Below are 17,406 nucleotides of genomic sequence, written 5' to 3' on the forward strand. Positions count from 1 at the left end.
TATTTGTATGCTGTCAATCCAATATGTTTATGAACGTTGTCTTCTTATTTCTAAGTCTCACTTGTTTTTCAAAGCGAGTGCAAAAGTAAAAACTTATTTCGAATTAGCAAAACTTTTCTAGAAAATATTTCTCTTTATTTTTTCGCTCAACTCCCGTTTTTACTGAAGCGGACTGCAAAGATACCACCTTATTTTTTACTTATCCAAATTTATTTATATAAATTTTTTAAAGCTTATTTTTAGTCGTTCTTGCTTCACTTTTTGTTTATGATCGTCTGCTCTTCGAGACATTGTTACCGTAGCAACTACTTCTCTAATGCGGATGCAAAAGTAGTATCTTTTCTCTTACTTCCAAACTTATCTTTGTCTTTTTTTCAATGTTTTTAAAAAGTATTTCATAACTCATTATTATACCACCTTTTACAAGCGAAAGTTTTTTTGTCTTTTTTTAATGGTTATAGCGTTATGGCGTCTCTATACTATATATACGTAAGGTTGGACGGTAGAATGTATTTAATATTATACTCTATTATATATATGTAATAATTGAGAATATACCTTCTTATACCCTTTCTGTCTATTTCTAAATGTTACTTTATCCTATATAGAGGTGTTTTATCTACTTTTTACAGTTGATCTACTTATATAGGTATGCTTTTTTAGAAGAAAAGTCCCTTATTATATGGCTATTATCTTGTTTCGAAGAAAAACAGATGTACTTTTTTTATTCTCACATTGAGCAATTACCACCACAAACAACTGTTTATCAACAAGTAAGGTATATTACCTGTATTATCTTTCTAAAACCAAAACACTTCTGTATCCCAGTAATAGCAAGCCTTTATGCCTACTTCTTCAACACCGCTTCAACATTTCTCCAAGATTGCTCTATCTGAGCACCTCTTTCTTGAAGCAATATTGAAGAGGTCTTGTCGCACTCTTGAAGAGGGGTAACTTATGATGACAATAAAAAAGCCCTAGACTATATGATCTAGGGCCGTATATGAATATAAAACTATTCTAAAATATTATCTAATCGTAATCGTGCAGTTAGACAGATCTTCTATTATTGCTAAAGATTCTACTCTTACTCCTTGCTCTTCTATTAACTTACGTCCGTCTTGAAATGCTTTTTCTATAATGAATCCCATTCCTACTAAATTAGCACCAGACTGTTTTATTAAATCTAGTACTCCTAAAGCAGCATTACCATACGCTAAAAAGTCATCTACAAATAAAACATTGTCTGTAGGCTGAAGAAAATCATTACTTATAACCACATCATACGTTCTATCCTTAGTAAAAGAGTGTATCTGTGTATGTAACATATTCTCCATTGTGCTAGGTTTTTTCTTCTTAGCAAATACCACAGGAAGATTTAATAAATATCCTGTCATAATAGCTGGAGCAATCCCACTAGCCTCAATAGTCATAATTTTATTCACATTAGTTCCTGCAAATCTTCTTACGAATTCTACTCCAATAGATTTCATTAGTACAGGGTCCATCTGATGGTTGATAAAACTGTCTACTTTTAAAATTCCTCCTTCAAAACATCTTCCATCTTGCAAAATTCTCTCTCTTAATAATTCCATATATGTTGTGTTGTATAATTATAAAATGAAAAGGACGACTAAACTTCCTTTGAAAATTGCAAGCGAATTTACGCATAATCCTTTTATCCCTATCCTAGTTCCTTTAAATTCTTTACTCAAGCAAGAAAAAACAGTCTCTATTCTTCTATTAATTTATACCATCCTCTTAAAACTACGTCTTAACACAAAAATCACGACAATAAAAATAGCCCAATCGATCAAAGCACTTGCCCAATAAATACCATTAATCCCAAAAATACGGGGCACAACTAACATAATAGGAACATACAACACTAGCTGTCTAAAAAGCGCAACCAAACTAGCTGGCCTCGCATTCTCTACAGATGGAAACCAAACCATACCCATGAATATAGCTGGCAACACCAACAAAACACTCATATATACACGAAAATTAATCAATTGATCTATTGAAAATAATTGGTTTGGTATCATTAAGGATAAGACATCCTGAGGAAAAAACATTACTAAACACCAGAAGGGTAATAATAGCCCTACTCCAGTCCAAGTAAATAATACATATGATCGCTTAGTACGAACATAATTCTGGACACCATAATTCATCCCTGCTACTGGCTGAAGTGCACGCATCAATCCGAACATAGGTGTACACAATAATAAATAAAAACGATTAACAGCAGTAAAGAAGGTAATGTCACTATCTGTACCATACTTAGACAAGGCATTAAAAATGACTATATTCTGAATGACAACCATCACCATCATAATCATGGCAGGCATTCCTAGCTTAATAATAAGTCTAGTAATCTGCTTATCATTAAAAAATGACCAAACATTAGTCTTAAAAGAAGATTTAGAAAAATGATAATACCCTATACCTAGAATAGTATAAACAATCATCGATACATTAGTAGCCCAAGCAGCACCTACTACCCCACCTCCTAATATAGATATAAAAATAGGCTTAAGTACTATATCGATTATTAACCCTATCGCTATCATTAGAGCTGCAGTCTTCATCTTTCCTTCTGCGCGAATCATCATATTCAACGCTAAACCATGTACCCAAAAGAAAGTACCTAATAGAATAACCTTATAATACTGGGAAGCTAAAATAGCTATCTCCCCTCTGCCTCCCATCAAATAGATTAGTTCATCGGCAAAAATATAGGCGGGAAGCATAAAAGCCACGGAGAATAAAATGCTAAGAAAATTAACTGAACCTAAACATCTAGCCAAATTACTCTGATCATCTGCTCCTATCCAAATACTAATAGCGGCACCTGCACCCGTGCCTATAAGGCTACCGATAGCTTGTCCAATCTGTGCTAAAGGAAAAGCGATCCCAACAGCTGCCAATGCTGTATCATTAATCAGGTGCCCAACAAAGACACCGTCTAAAAAGTTATTTAGCCCAAATAAGACCATCGCTATAATAGCTGGCCAAGACATCTGCCACATCACATTAGACAAATTGCCTTTTAAAATCAATTGTTTCTGTTTATCCATATTTATAAGTGAATGATTTAATAATTTTCACTGATAAACATTAGAAACAAGGATAAGAAGATTTCTCTCTTTACAACTTAGTCGCTTTTAGAATAACAAATGGACGCACAACAGCTTGTCCTAGCTTATTAGTTGTATTCTCCATATACTGCCATTGTTCTATATTATAGAAACCAATATTAGTCAATAAACGAATAAGCCACTCTGTCTTATGAAAATGGAAGACTTCTTCTGTAGCGAAAGCTTGTTTTAGAGCAAAGTCCTTCTGAATATACGATAAAGTTAATTGTCCTTCTGAACGTAAAATACGATATATCTCTTGAAAATACTTATTTGGCTCTTCCCAAAAATAAATAGTATTAACCGAAAAGAAACCGTCAAAAGATTTGTCTTCAAAATCCATTCTTCCTGTATCATTCCCTAAAGACAATTTGACTTTACTTTCTTTTATTAGCTCTTTATTGAATTCTGTTGCTTCACTTAACATGACATCAGATAACTCAATACCTTCATAACTCAAGCTTTTTTCTTTAGAAAACAAATATGGCAAATGGCGACCATTACCAAATCCTAATTCTAGAATATGCATCCCTGCTTTAATGTTTAAACGGTCAATAGTTTTATAAATCATATTGTTATTGGATGCATACATCCTATTTCCAACCCTAACTCCATCATCTCCACTAGGACATCTAAGCTGTTTTGCTAATTCAATATTATCCATTGGCTCCATATACTATAAATTTTGACCAAATATAGTTATTTAGAATTAATCTTAATAATTATATTTGTGCAAATTTCCTTCATGTAACTAAAATAGTTGTTACCTTAAAAGGAGTAAACTTTACGCAAAACGGATTATTATGGAAATGATCATTAAGGACATCAATACAAAAGAGATCTTACTAGAGAAAAGATATCAAACTTTATACTCAGAAACAGCTAATCTAGATAAATGTAAGACCATACGCATCCACAATGATATAGTAGAAAATAAAGTAACAGAGTACTATAATCAGAATTCTATTCTAATCTTCGGGATGATGAATATAAAAAAGGATATCTCTATAGAGATGTATACAGATGAACCATTTTATGAAATGCACTTTTGTATAAATGGTAGATCAGCCTTTAATTCGACTTACAACAATGTAAAGTTTAATAAAAATCAACACAACCTATATTTACAAAAAGAACTACAAGGTACTTTTAAACAAAATGAAAACAGCAATGAATATATGGAGGTACTATTCCCTCAAGACCATGTGGACTCCTTAATTAATCAATATGAAGGTCTGATCCCTCCTATCAATAAAACAAACAACCAGTTATTCCAAAACAATGCTTTAGTAAACGTAGAAATAAAAGCAGTTCTTACCGAAATTTATAACACAAATAGAACTGGTGTCATGAAACAATTATACTTAGATGTAAAGAGTAAAGAATTACTCTTATTGCAATTCGAACAATATATACGATTAAATTCCAATAAGGATTTGACAAAAATATCTCTATCTGATAAACAAAAACTGGCAGAAGCTAAAGAACACATAGAACAAAACTATCAAGCCCCTCTTAGTTTATCAGAACTTGCACTAGAAGTGGGATTAAATGATTATAAACTAAAGAAAGGCTTCAAAGAGGTCTACAATACAACAGTATTCGGATATGTGTATCAATTAAGAATGGAATACGCTCATAAATTGTTGCGCAACACAACTATACCTATCAAAGAAATAGCTCACTACTGTGGATACGAGCATGTACAACACTTCACTTCTGCCTTTAAACGTATGTATCAAACTACACCAGCTAAATACAGAGAGGCTTAGAATTTCTTCTTTAAGGGGCTTATCAAATTTCTTTTGAAAGCTCTGACTTCCTTTTTAGGATATGGTAGTTTAGTGATATCAACATCTCCTACCCCTTGAACTCTAACCATAATCTCAAGAAGAGTAATTTTGGCTCTAGTGTTCTCTTGTGTGATGACAAACTTAACTAAATTAGACTGATAGTAAACACTATCTCTCTTCTCCTCTTCTATATCTAGTAATCTACCTAGTACATATTGATCGTTTAGTTCATAATGTATCAAATCATTAACCGAGTCAATTACAATAGGTCTTTGAACAGGAGTAAGTTTATTATTCCACTTCTGCACTTTTTCTACTTGAACTTCATTTAATTTTTGAATCAGTTCTCTCTTCGTTCCTTTAAAATAATACTCTTGGTCCTGAATAGGATAAAAAGTAGATACTTTAGGAATCTGAGAAGTTGCCATAAAAGAAAAAATAGAAAGATAAATCACTCCTACTTTGGCACTGCGATATGATCTATGGATAGTAACATTATTAAATACATAATAGCACAACACCACACTGACTAAAGCCATATAGTCAGTATAATCAACTACCCGTCCGATAGATAATCCAAAACCATTAAGCCATGATAACACAGGGGTAGATAAAGGACTTTTAAACCATATAAACAATAACACTGTACTTATATGAATACCTCTAGTATATTTTGGAAAAAAGGCAGACCAAAAAAAAGGGAAGATAAATAGTCCTGTAAAATCTGATAGTTTGCCCGTTATCACATTAGAAAACTCTTCTTTCAACCAAAAATCATTACACAGAAGCAAAGCTAGGCATACTAAAAATAAAGGATGTAGAATCTTATTAGAATGTGTAACTATAGGCATCATAGACAGATTAAAAACTTAAAAGTAATAAAAAAACCCCAAGAGCGACAATCTTGGGGTTTTCTAACAAAAATAAACTAACAACTCAATAAACAACAAATACTTGAAGTACTGTATGATTACATTGAATCACATACATAACCTGCGACAACAAATAGTTATGTAATATTATTAATTACCTTAATAGGCTATATTCAAATCTTGGGTATCCACGTTCACCTTTTTCATTCATAAAGCTTAGTACACGCATCTTATAGTAATTACCTTTTGAATCTTTAATTACGTAAAAGATATTGGTGAATAATTTTTTATCATTCGCTACATCTCTCCATGTACCACCTATAGTACGCAAGTCTAAAGACAGTGCTCCTTTATCTACATCGGCTAAAGAGAAACTCTTATACATTGTTTTATCCTTTTCAGGTATTGTAACTTTATAAGCAGTAACACCCGCATATCTATTGTTTACAATAAAATCAGAATAACCATAAGAACCTTTTGGGTCACCATTTTGATCAACCGTATTTGTAAATACAGTAAAGTTTAAATCCCATTTTTGTTTACTTGGTTCAACATTAACAATTTTATTAGTATCAAAACTAAAGAAAACAAAGTTATAAGATGAATTCTTCTCTATAAACACTTCCTTATGTGTACTATCATTTAAATCTGCATACTGCAGTAGATAACCTTGATCTTTTCTTAGTATTCTAATCTTCTTCCATCCTCTTGTATCACCAGTTACATTTACAGAACCTGCAGCAACACTAGAAGTACCAGGTTTAAAACCTAAGTTTACTAAATAAACTTTATTTTCATCAGAGTTAAGTTTTACCTCCTTAATTGCTGTTGCTGATAATTCACCAGTAGGAGCATCTATATAAGCAACATTAGCTGGATCAAATGTACCTATCTGTACCTGAGTTTTTAGACTCGTTACATCACTTTCTCTCACTTTATCAATATCTGTACTTGATAAAGCACTTGTGGCCATATAAATAGATCCGTTCAATTTAACTCTAAACTCTTTATCTGCATAAAAGGCTAAGTCCCAAGAATCACGTTGTACAGGATACATTGCCTTTCCTCCTAAATCTACGTATACTTGCTTTGGTTGACTTGGTCCTCCAATAGGAGGTGTTAACACTCCTCCGATAGCAGTATCAAAACTAACCACCATCACATTATATCCTTGAATCTTAGGTTCTTTTATTGAATAATTAACCTTCACTATATCAAACTGGACTGTCTTATCAGAACGATCATAAGGATATATTAGGTTATTAAATACAAAATTCACTTTACGATCGCCTTTAGCGAAAGGAATAGTTAATATACCCGCTTTAGCACTTGGAATAGTATTATAATCTACATCATATTTTGCATTTACTTCAGAAACTCTCATCTCAATACTTCCCGCTTCGGCAGCCGGTTCAGAAAAAATCACATTTAATTCTTTCTTATCTACGATTTCTCCATAACTGATAGATTGTTCTTCATAAGCTACAATAAAATCCCTTGTGTCACTATTACCATTCTTAGAATCCTTTTCACATGATATCATCATAAAAAGAGATACGATAAATATGCTAATATGTAATAAACGTCTCATCATCATTAAAAACCTAATTTATATTGTAATTTTACAAAGAAGCTTCTTCCATATCCCAGTGGTTGTGAAGGAGAAGAAGAGCTATGCGCTGTTCCAGAACTTGTTGTTGATGTTAAATCTTTAACATCAAATATATTTCTTACCCCAACTGTTGCAAACAACATATTCTTAAAGAAAGGCTGGCGGACACTAAAATCCATCCAAGAATAGCTTTCTTGCTTTCCTTTCATATAGTATTCACCAAAAAGATCTGACTCCATCTTATAACGATATTCTTCCCCATTAAATTTATAATATAACGAGAACATAGTCCCTGTAGATGGCAACTTATAACTAACATTAGCTGTCACTTCAGGAGTATATAAGAATTTATCTGTATCACTAGGAGCACCATATATTTGCTGAGCAGCACCTGAATAGGTAAAACCAAGACCTACATCTAATGTTTTCCAACGCAACTGATTCAAGAAAGTTACCCCTATATTTCTATAACGATTAACATTATGATATTTATACTTAAGTCCTGATGGATCAATAATCTGAATTACATCAATCTTATCTTGTACATTCAAAAAACGTCCAGTCAAACTACTACTAAATTCAATATCTTCACTAAATTCTACTGCTTTTTTAATATTCAAAAAGAACGTCTTCCCTTTCTCAGGGTTTAAATTTGGATTACCTTGTAAATCATGATTAACATCTACAAAATACGTATACAACTCTTCATAATTAGGCAAACGAGGTGATGTACCTACAGTAGCACGAATTTCATAATCATTTGGCAATACATATTTAAGCATTAAACTCATAGCATGCTGACTGTCAAAAGTATTTGAAGTCATTAAACGATATCCTGGACGAATCATGAAATTAGGCATAACGTCAATCTCTGATGAAGCATAAAAATCATAACTTCCTAAAGATCTGCTTTGAGGAGATTCTCCTAATGATTCGCTCATTAATGAATACCCTTTACTATTGGCTACTTCATATCCTACTTGGAATCTAGCTCTCTCCCATTTAATAAAATCACTAAAAGTTCCTCTCGAAAAGAACACTTCTCTACTTTCACTTTTATATGAGTTTTTATCAAATTTCTCGTCATACTTAATTCTATATCTATAAAAATCTATCTCCCTCTCTTGTTTCTGATAAGTAAAAGACAAATCAAAACGGAAAAGATCTTGAAATTTACCAGAAGTATTTAGAACATTAGACCATCTCTTTGTATTCGTAATACGATCTTTAGCAATAGGATCAATCGTTTCAAACACGGGATCCTCATTTACCTCAAAGGTCTTACTATAATCCTTCATTCTCTCATCAAAGTATTCGAACTTATAGAATACACGATAAGACTTATGGTGGTAATTCAGAAGAGCCTTTACATTATTTTGATTCTTTGGTAACCATTCGTGTCCCCTTTTATCTTCATCTCCATAATAAGTAAACCCTTTTCTATCATTAAACCATCCTTTAAAATCATTATGAGTATAACTAACACTTGCATATAAATTATCATTTATATTATGTCCTATCGTTAGCCCCTGAATATGCTTTCCTTTATTCTTCAAATTATATTCATCACCAACAGTCTCTTCTTGTGTAAAGAAATTTACGTTCCAATCATGAATATTATTTTTCTTAGTAATGATATTTATAATTCCTGTTACTGCATTCGCTCCATAGTCTACCCCCATGGCTCCTTCTACAATTTCTACTTGTTCAATATCATCTAAGTTAATCTGAGTAAGGTCTGTATTATTACCAAAGCCTTCATCAGAAATCATAGGTACATTATCCACTAGTATCGTAAAATACTGGGCGTCTAAACCAAACATCTTCACAGTAGATCTACCTGTACCAGCATTTGGTAGTATAGATATATTCATCACTTGATTTAATGCGTCAGCTAATGTTACTGCCCCTAAATTTTCTAAACGTTGCCTATTCAGAACTGTCACATTATTAACAGCCTTATTTATAGATTGTGGACTATACTGTCCAGAGATAACAATTTCTCCAAGATTAGCATTGGGTGGCGTTATAGTATCTTGTACTTGAGCAAAAGTAAATGCTGGAATTGCACAAAAAGCACTCAGTACAAATATGGTATTACGCTTCATTTATTCTTTTTGTTTTTTATTTAGATGATTTCTTGATTGCAAAGATAGAAAAATATCTTATTTAAAATGAATTTAAATAATTATTTTGTAAATAAAAAAACGAAGCTATTGCTTCGTTTTCAGTATATCAAAATAAATATCTATCTAATTCTTAGGTAAGAACACTTCTGCCATCATACAACGAGCACTTCCACCACCACAAGCTTCTATAGTATCTAAGCTACTATGTAAGATTGGACAATGCTTTTCTATTGCTTTTATTTGATTAGCGTCTAAACTATTATAAGCTTGCGTTGACATTACTAAATAACGTTGATCGTTTGCTCCTTTTACTTGTAACATATTACCAGCAAAATTATTAACTTGTTCTTCCGTAATAGTAATAACTTCTTTTCCTGTGCTCTTTAAACTATTTAAGACTGTTTTTCTCTCTTGTTTATCATCAATACAATCTGCGCAAATCACAGCAAATGTTTCGGCTAAACACATCATAACATTAGTGTGATAGATATGTTTTCTTTCTCCATCTACTGTTTGAAACGCTTCAAAAATTACTGGGTCTGTCTCAAAATCTTCACAAAACTCAATAACTAAACCTTCATCAGCACGTGGTGATAATGCACAATACGTCTTTTCATTAGCTCTGTCTAATAATAAACTTCCTGTACCTTCTAAGAATAAGTTATCTTCTTCTGCCGATGTATAATCCCATATATCATCATCGATTTCAAAACCTTCTTTCTCCAAGATATCAAATATATCCTCTCTTCTCTCCAGTCTTCTATTCTCAGCAAACATTGGGTAAAGAACCACTTCTCCACTTTCGTGAAAAGAAATCCAGTTATTCGGGAAAATACTATCTGGTGTATCAGGATCTACAGTATCTTCTACTACAATAACATTAACTCCAACAGCTCTTAATTTTTCTACGAAAGCATCAAATTCTTGTTGAGCTTTTGCATTAACTGTAGCAGGAGTTGTATTATCAAGTACTTTTTGATAATAGTTATTTACCGCAGTTTGTTCGTTCATACGAAACGCCACAGGGCGAATCATTAATATTGTATTAGTAGTTTGATTCATAACATATATTTTAATCACGTATCAAAGGTAGTGTAGAACATCTTAATAACCCCTCTTGTTTTGCAATTTCTGCATAAGGAATCTCTTCTACAACGAAATTATTATCTCTTAACCAATTATTCAGTCTTGTAAAATTACGTTCAGACACAATAACTTCTGGGCTAATAGAAAATACATTCGAAAACATATGATACATTTCTTCTCTTTCAATGTGGAATAAGTTGTCTTTACCGAAAATTTCAACTAATTGATAGTATTCTTTCTCATCATAAAAACCACCTTTATAGATTATTCCTTTATCATTTCCGATTGGTTGAAAACAACAATCTAAATGCAATGCATTATCACGTGGTTCTGTTCTAGACTTCACCAAGTCAAATGATAAAACTGTTTTATTAGGGAATAATTCTTTAATAAAATCAACACCTAGTTGATTTGTTCTTGCTGTAATATATTCTTTATAATCTGGGCGTTTATAGCTTCCTATAAAAATATAATCATTCCATGGCATTACATCTCCTCCTTCAAAGTGTACTTCTTCTGGAGCAGAGATTATAGATGCAGGATCAATTTGATCTAACACATACTGTATTGCATGTAATTCACGATCTCTATCTGGTAGGATATTCGCTTTAATGAATTTATCTTCAATCACAAATCCAATATCACGAGTAAAAATTTGATTGTAGTCTTCAATGATTTCAGGTCTATACACCTTTACATCATATTTTTCGAATACTTTATTAAAAGCATCCATTTCTTGAATCATGTCAGATTCTACAGGATAAGTACCTGCTTTAATATGCTCTAACGACTTAGGGTCGTAAGCTTCTTCTACTGTAGGTGTGGGTCCGATACTATTAGCTGTACCTAGGACCACAGCCCGCAATCTCGAGGTTTCATTCTTAACGTTTAACTTAAGCATAAATATTGATTTTCCACAAATATAACAAAATACTCTCTACTTAATTCTTTACAAAATAAAAAAGGCACCCTTAATTAGGGTACCTCTTCAACAAATATAAAATAAATATTATTTTCTGTCTTTCATAGGAACAAATGTTCTTAATGCTTCACCAACGTATAACTGTCTAGGTCTTCCAATTGGCTCTTTATTAATTCTCATTTCCTTCCACTGAGCGATCCATCCTGGTAAACGTCCAATAGCAAACATAACTGTGAACATTTCAGTAGGGATACCTAAAGCTCTATAAATAATTCCTGAGTAGAAATCAACATTAGGATATAAGTGTCTTTCTACGAAATAAGGATCTTTAAGAGCTGCTGCTTCCAATTTTTTAGCAATGTCTAAAACTGGATCATCAACACCTAATTTTCCTAATACTTCATCAGCTGCTTTTTTGATAATTCTAGCTCTTGGATCAAAGTTTTTATAAACTCTGTGTCCGAATCCCATTAAACGGAAAGAATCATCTTTATCTTTAGCTTTATTTAAATATTTCTCTACATCACCACCATCATTCTGAATTGCTTCAAGCATTTCTAATACAGCTTGATTAGCTCCTCCATGTAATGGTCCCCATAAAGCAGAAACACCAGCAGATACAGATGCAAATAATCCAGCATGAGAAGAACCTACCATACGCACTGTAGATGTAGAACAGTTTTGCTCATGATCCGCATGTAAGATAAATAACTTATCAATTGCATTTTTTACGATTGGATCGATTTCATAAGGTTCTGTTGGCAAAGCAAACATCAATCTTAAGAAGTTATCTACATAGCTCTTAGTATTATCATAATAGTTTAGAGGATATCCTTTAGCTTTTCTATAGGTCCAAGTTGCTATTACTAAGAACTTACTCATTGTCTTACATACAGCCTCATATAATGACTTAGAACAATCAGCGTCAACTACTTTAGGATTAAATGCAGTTAAAGCACTAGTCAAAGAAGCTAACACTCCCATCGGGTGTGCCGTCTTAGGGAACCCATCAATGATATTCTTCATTTCTTCATTAACTAATGAATACTTTCTGATATCATTCTCGAATTTCTCTAATTGTTCTTGAGTTGGTAACTCTCCGAAGATAATCAAATAAGAAACTTCTAAGAAATTAGAATATTCTGCTAATTCTTCAATAGAATATCCTCTGTATCTCAAGATTCCTTCTTCTCCATCTAAGAATGTAATTGCACTCTTGCATGCACCAGAATTTTTATAACCTGGGTCATAAGTAATAGCTCCAGTTAAAGCACGTAATTTCAATACATCAATTGCTACTTCATTCTCAGTACCAACTAATACAGGAAACTCATGTCTTTTACCGTCAACCTCTATATAAGCTGTTTTAGACATATTGTTATTATTTTATTTTTTCTATAAGTTTTACTCACTACTAGCAAACATATTCTAGTAATTTTTCAGTAGGAAAGATAGGAATTATTATGCATACATACAAGTCATATTCGTAAAGTAATCATTAAAAATGAACAAAAAACCTCATTTTAGAGACTAACAAAACGAATGAAAAAATAAGGCATACTAAATAATCATAAACACATTGGATTAGTTAAAAAAAAACATTATTCACAATAATTTATTTTTACAAAATACCAGCATAACCGTGCCCATGTACTATAAAATAAAAAAGCGGTAGATATGATATCATATCTACCGCTTTTTATTTATAAAGGATTATCTTTTTACTTTAAAAGCATTCCCCTGAGGATAATAAGCGATATCACCTAATTCTTCCTCTATTCTTAATAATTGATTATACTTAGCCATACGATCAGATCTAGACGCAGAACCAGTTTTAATTTGTCCACAATTAAGAGCAACAGCTAAATCAGCAATAGTACTATCTTCTGTTTCACCTGAACGGTGAGACATAACAGAAGTAAATCCAGCATTCTTAGCCATGTTAACAGCAGCTATAGTCTCAGTAAGTGTTCCTATCTGATTTACTTTAATCAAAATAGAGTTACCAATACCTTCATTAACACCACGCTCAAGTCTAGCTACATTAGTAACAAATAAATCATCACCTACTAACTGAACTTTATCACCAATCTTATCCGTTAAATACTTCCAACCATCCCAATCATCTTCGTACATACCGTCTTCAATAGATACTATTGGATACTTCTCAACTAACTCAGCTAAGTAATCCGCTTGCTCTTGAGAAGTACGTACTTTACCTAATTCACCTTCGAATTTAGTATAATCATATTTACCATCTACATAGAACTCAGAAGCCGCACAATCTAAAGCGATCATAATCTCATCTCCAAATCTATAGCCTGCATTCTCAACTGCTAATTTAATAGAATCAAGAGCATCTTCAGTTCCTTTTAAAGTAGGAGCAAAACCTCCTTCGTCACCTACTGCTGTACTTAATCCTCTCTCGTGTAAAACGTTCTTCAAATGATGGAATATCTCAGTCCCCATTTGCATAGCATGTGTAAAAGTAATTGCTTTTACAGGCATGATCATAAACTCTTGAAATGCAATAGGAGCATCAGAGTGAGACCCACCATTAATAATATTCATCATTGGAACTGGTAGCGTGTTTGCAGAAACACCACCTACATAACGATATAATGGCATTCTTAACTCATTTGCTGCTGCTTTAGCTACTGCTAAAGAAACACCTAAAATAGCATTCGCTCCTAAATTTCCTTTATTACTAGTACCATCTAATTCAATCATCAATTGGTCAATAGTATTCTGTTCGAAAACACTAACACCTACGATGTGCTCAGCAATTACATTGTTAACGTTATCAACAGCTTTTAATACTCCTTTACCTAAGAAAGCTTTACCACCATCGCGTAACTCTACTGCTTCGTGCTCACCCGTAGAAGCTCCAGATGGAACAGCAGCACGACCTAACATACCACTTTCAGTAATAACATCTACTTCTACTGTAGGATTCCCTCTAGAATCTAATATTTGACGTGCATGCACACTAATAATTGTACTCATAAATTGTGTCTTAAAATTTAGTATAAACAAATTTACAACTTTAATTGAACTTACTTAATACAGATAAGAAATAAAGTTTATATATAACGAAAGGAACTACACTGTAGCTCCTTTATTATTTTTTATATTCTCAACAAACTCATCAAATAAATATCTTGAGTCATGTGGACCAGGACTTGATTCAGGATGATATTGAACAGAGAAAACATTCTTATTCTTCATCTTCATACCTGCAACAGTACCATCATTTAGATGCACATGAGTTAACTCAAGATTAGCATGTTTAGCCAACTCCTCTTTATTAATAGCGAAACCATGATTCTGTGATGTGATTTCACCTTGAGTAGAACCTAGATTCATCACAGGATGATTTACTCCACGATGTCCACTAAACATTTTAAATGTACTAACTCCTTGAGATAATCCAATCAATTGATGACCTAAACAAATACCGAAAACAGGAAGCCCTGAATCTATAACTTTATTAACCGTATCAAGAACTCCTAATTTTGCTAAAGCTTGTGGATCACCAGGTCCGTTAGATAGAAAATATCCATCAGCACCAAATGCAACTAATTCATCATAAGAAACATTATAAGGAAACACCTTTACATAACAATCTCTCTCTTCGAAACAACGCAAAATATTTGTTTTAATACCAAAATCAACTGCCGCAATTTTATGAGACGCATTAGGATCACCAAAGTAGTAAGCTTCTTTAGTAGATACTTTAGAAGATAACTCTAAGCCTTCCATTGAAGGAACATTTTCTAACATCACTTTTAACTCCTCAATTGATTTACCATCTGTTGAGATGATAGCATTCATAGCACCGTTGTCTCTAATATGAGCTGTAAGAGCACGTGTATCAACATCAGAAATAGCTATAAGATTAGCCTTCTCTAAATAAGTCAATAAATCCGATTCTGAATTTGGACGTGAATGATAATAACTAAAGTTTTTACAAACTAAACCAGAAATCTTAATTCCATTAGAATCAACTTCGTCAACATTAACCCCATAGTTACCAATGTGAGCAGTTGTTGATAACATGATTTGACCAAAGTAAGAAGGATCTGTAAAGATTTCTTGATAACCTGTCATTCCAGTGTTAAAACAAATCTCTCCGAATGCTGTACCTTCTACACCAACCGACTTACCAAAAAAAACAGTTCCATCTTTTAAAACTAAAACTGCCTTCTTTCTTTCTGAATATTCCATTGTATTGTTGTGTTGTATTAATTTTTAGCAAAAATAAAAAAAAAAGGACATCCTTATAAAGAATGTCCTTAATATTATAAATAACAAAAATAAATTTTGTTGATACTATTCATTAGTTTCAGCTTCATTAGAAGTTGCCTCAGTCGCAGGAGCTTCAGCAGCTTTCTTTTTACCTCTACGAGTAGATGATTTTTTAGCTTCTTTCTTAGCAACGTTGTATAATTCGTTGAAGTCAACGAATTCAATCATAGCCATATCAGCGTTATCTCCTAAACGATTACCTAACTTAATAATACGAGTATATCCACCTGGACGATCTCCTACTTTTTGAGCTACTTCTCTAAATAGTTCAGTAACTGCGTCTTTGTCTCTCAAATAAGAGAAAACAACACGACGGTTATGAGTATCGTCAGTTTTAGCTTTAGTTACTAATGGCTCAATAAACTGCTTTAAAGCTTTAGCTTTAGCTACAGTAGTATTGATACGCTTGTGCTCGATTAAAGAACAAGCCATATTAGCAAGCATAGAGTTTCTATGTCCTGCTTTTCTACCTAAGTGATTTATTTTCTTTCCGTGTCTCATTTCTTACTAGAATTTAGACTTTGCAGTCTAGTTTATTCTTTATCTAATTTGTATTTTGATAGATCCATCCCGAAATTAAGTCCCTTAACAGCTACTAACTCTTCTAATTCAGATAAAGACTTCTTACCGAAGTTTCTGAATTTCATCAAGTCATTTTTGTTAAATGATACTAAGTCTCCTAATGTATCTACTTCAGCCGCTTTCAAACAATTCAATGCTCTAACTGAAAGATCTAAATCAACTAGTTTAGTTTTTAGAAGCTGTCTCATATGAAGAGATTCCTCATCATACGATTCAGTTTGTGCAATCTCATCTGCCTCTAAAGTAATTCTCTCATCTGAGAATAACATAAAGTGGTGTATTAATGTTTTTGCAGCTTCAGTTAACGCATCTTTTGGATGAATAGAACCATCGGTAATGATATCAAAAACTAACTTTTCATAGTCAGTTTTTTGCTCAACACGATAGTTTTCGATAGCATACTTAACGTTCTTAACTGGAGTATAAATTGAGTCAGTAAAGATAGTACCAATAGGAGCATTAGGTTTTCTATTCTCTTCAGCTGGTACGTAACCTCTTCCCTTCTCAATAGTAAGATCCATATTAATAGTTACATTACTATCCATATTACAGATAACTAATTCTGGATTCAGAATCTGGAAACTAGAAATGAATTTCTGGAAATCACCTGCAGTCAACTGTTCTTTACCAGAGAAAGAGATACTAACAGTTTCATTATCAACATCTTCAATTTGACGTTTAAAACGAACTTGTTTTAGGTTAAGAATGATTTCAGTAACATCCTCAACTACACCAGCGATAGTAGAAAACTCATGATCTACTCCTTCAATACGAACTGAAGTAATTGCATATCCTTCAAGAGAAGAAAGAAGAACTCTTCTTAATGCATTACCTATTGTCAATCCATATCCCGGTTCTAAAGGTCTAAATTCGAATTTGCCTTTAAAATCGGTCGAATCAATCATGATAACTTTATCGGGCTTTTGAAAATTAAATATTGCCATATTTGTTTCGACTGA

Annotated in this window: 14 protein-coding genes; 1 reads left to right on the forward strand and 13 read right to left on the reverse strand. The window is 32.7% G+C overall.

Features of this window, described 5'->3' with window-relative positions; genetic code table 11:
* Positions 1 to 1,028 precede the first annotated feature (1,028 nt).
* From xpt to AABL87_RS00015, 3 genes are all read right to left on the reverse strand, one after another.
* A complete protein-coding gene (gene xpt / locus AABL87_RS00005; RefSeq protein ID WP_006259458.1) occupies positions 1,029 to 1,595 on the reverse strand; it encodes a xanthine phosphoribosyltransferase in 567 nt (188 codons plus the stop codon).
* Positions 1,596 to 1,748: 153 nt separating this feature from the next.
* Entirely contained in the window at positions 1,749 to 3,083 is a 1,335-nt protein-coding gene (locus AABL87_RS00010) for an MATE family efflux transporter (RefSeq protein WP_006266962.1), read from the reverse strand.
* Between the two features lie 70 nt (positions 3,084 to 3,153).
* Positions 3,154 to 3,816 (reverse strand): class I SAM-dependent methyltransferase, encoded by a 663-nt coding sequence (locus AABL87_RS00015; protein ID WP_006266961.1) that lies wholly within the window; start codon positions 3,814 to 3,816, stop codon positions 3,154 to 3,156.
* A gap of 130 nt (positions 3,817 to 3,946) precedes the next feature.
* On the opposite strand from AABL87_RS00015, the gene AABL87_RS00020 reads away from it, so the two are divergent.
* Complete coding sequence (locus AABL87_RS00020; RefSeq protein ID WP_006264741.1) at positions 3,947 to 4,915, forward strand: AraC family transcriptional regulator; 969 nt, start codon at positions 3,947 to 3,949, stop codon at positions 4,913 to 4,915.
* Here the strand turns inward: AABL87_RS00020 and AABL87_RS00025 are convergent.
* From AABL87_RS00025 to AABL87_RS00070, 10 genes are all read right to left on the reverse strand, one after another.
* Complete coding sequence (locus tag AABL87_RS00025; RefSeq protein WP_341276747.1) at positions 4,912 to 5,790, reverse strand: hypothetical protein; 879 nt, start codon at positions 5,788 to 5,790, stop codon at positions 4,912 to 4,914. The genes AABL87_RS00020 and AABL87_RS00025 overlap by 4 nt on opposite strands.
* 172 nt (positions 5,791 to 5,962) lie before the next feature.
* Positions 5,963 to 7,405: an HmuY family protein gene (locus AABL87_RS00030; RefSeq protein WP_341276748.1), complete on the reverse strand. Its 1,443-nt coding sequence runs from the start codon at positions 7,403 to 7,405 to the stop codon at positions 5,963 to 5,965.
* The gene (locus tag AABL87_RS00035) at positions 7,405 to 9,528 is read right to left on the reverse strand and encodes a TonB-dependent receptor plug domain-containing protein (RefSeq protein WP_286384204.1); all 2,124 of its coding nucleotides are present in this window, start codon (positions 9,526 to 9,528) and stop codon (positions 7,405 to 7,407) included. The genes AABL87_RS00030 and AABL87_RS00035 overlap by 1 nt, the downstream gene beginning before the upstream one ends.
* Positions 9,529 to 9,672: 144 nt before the next feature.
* A complete protein-coding gene (gene ctlX, locus AABL87_RS00040) occupies positions 9,673 to 10,611 on the reverse strand; it encodes a citrulline utilization hydrolase CtlX (protein WP_016650415.1) in 939 nt (312 codons plus the stop codon).
* Positions 10,612 to 10,621: 10 nt separating this feature from the next.
* Entirely contained in the window at positions 10,622 to 11,536 is a 915-nt protein-coding gene (locus AABL87_RS00045; protein ID WP_006262065.1) for a dimethylarginine dimethylaminohydrolase family protein, read from the reverse strand.
* 108 nt (positions 11,537 to 11,644) lie between these two features.
* Positions 11,645 to 12,931 (reverse strand): citrate synthase, encoded by a 1,287-nt coding sequence (locus tag AABL87_RS00050; protein ID WP_006266956.1) that lies wholly within the window; start codon positions 12,929 to 12,931, stop codon positions 11,645 to 11,647.
* Positions 12,932 to 13,270: 339 nt separating this feature from the next.
* Complete coding sequence (gene eno, locus AABL87_RS00055; RefSeq protein ID WP_006259468.1) at positions 13,271 to 14,563, reverse strand: phosphopyruvate hydratase; 1,293 nt, start codon at positions 14,561 to 14,563, stop codon at positions 13,271 to 13,273.
* 96 nt (positions 14,564 to 14,659) lie between these two features.
* Positions 14,660 to 15,784 (reverse strand): glutamine-hydrolyzing carbamoyl-phosphate synthase small subunit, encoded by a 1,125-nt coding sequence (gene carA, locus AABL87_RS00060; protein WP_016650413.1) that lies wholly within the window; start codon positions 15,782 to 15,784, stop codon positions 14,660 to 14,662.
* Between the two features lie 105 nt (positions 15,785 to 15,889).
* A complete protein-coding gene (gene rplQ / locus AABL87_RS00065) occupies positions 15,890 to 16,366 on the reverse strand; it encodes a 50S ribosomal protein L17 (RefSeq protein ID WP_006259470.1) in 477 nt (158 codons plus the stop codon).
* A 32-nt stretch (positions 16,367 to 16,398) separates the two neighbouring features.
* Positions 16,399 to 17,391 (reverse strand): DNA-directed RNA polymerase subunit alpha, encoded by a 993-nt coding sequence (locus tag AABL87_RS00070; protein ID WP_006259471.1) that lies wholly within the window; start codon positions 17,389 to 17,391, stop codon positions 16,399 to 16,401.
* Between the last annotated feature and the right edge of the window lie 15 nt (positions 17,392 to 17,406).

The sequence above is a fragment of the Myroides sp. C4067 genome (assembly GCF_038039665.1).
GTDB lineage: Bacteria > Bacteroidota > Bacteroidia > Flavobacteriales > Flavobacteriaceae > Flavobacterium > Flavobacterium odoratimimum.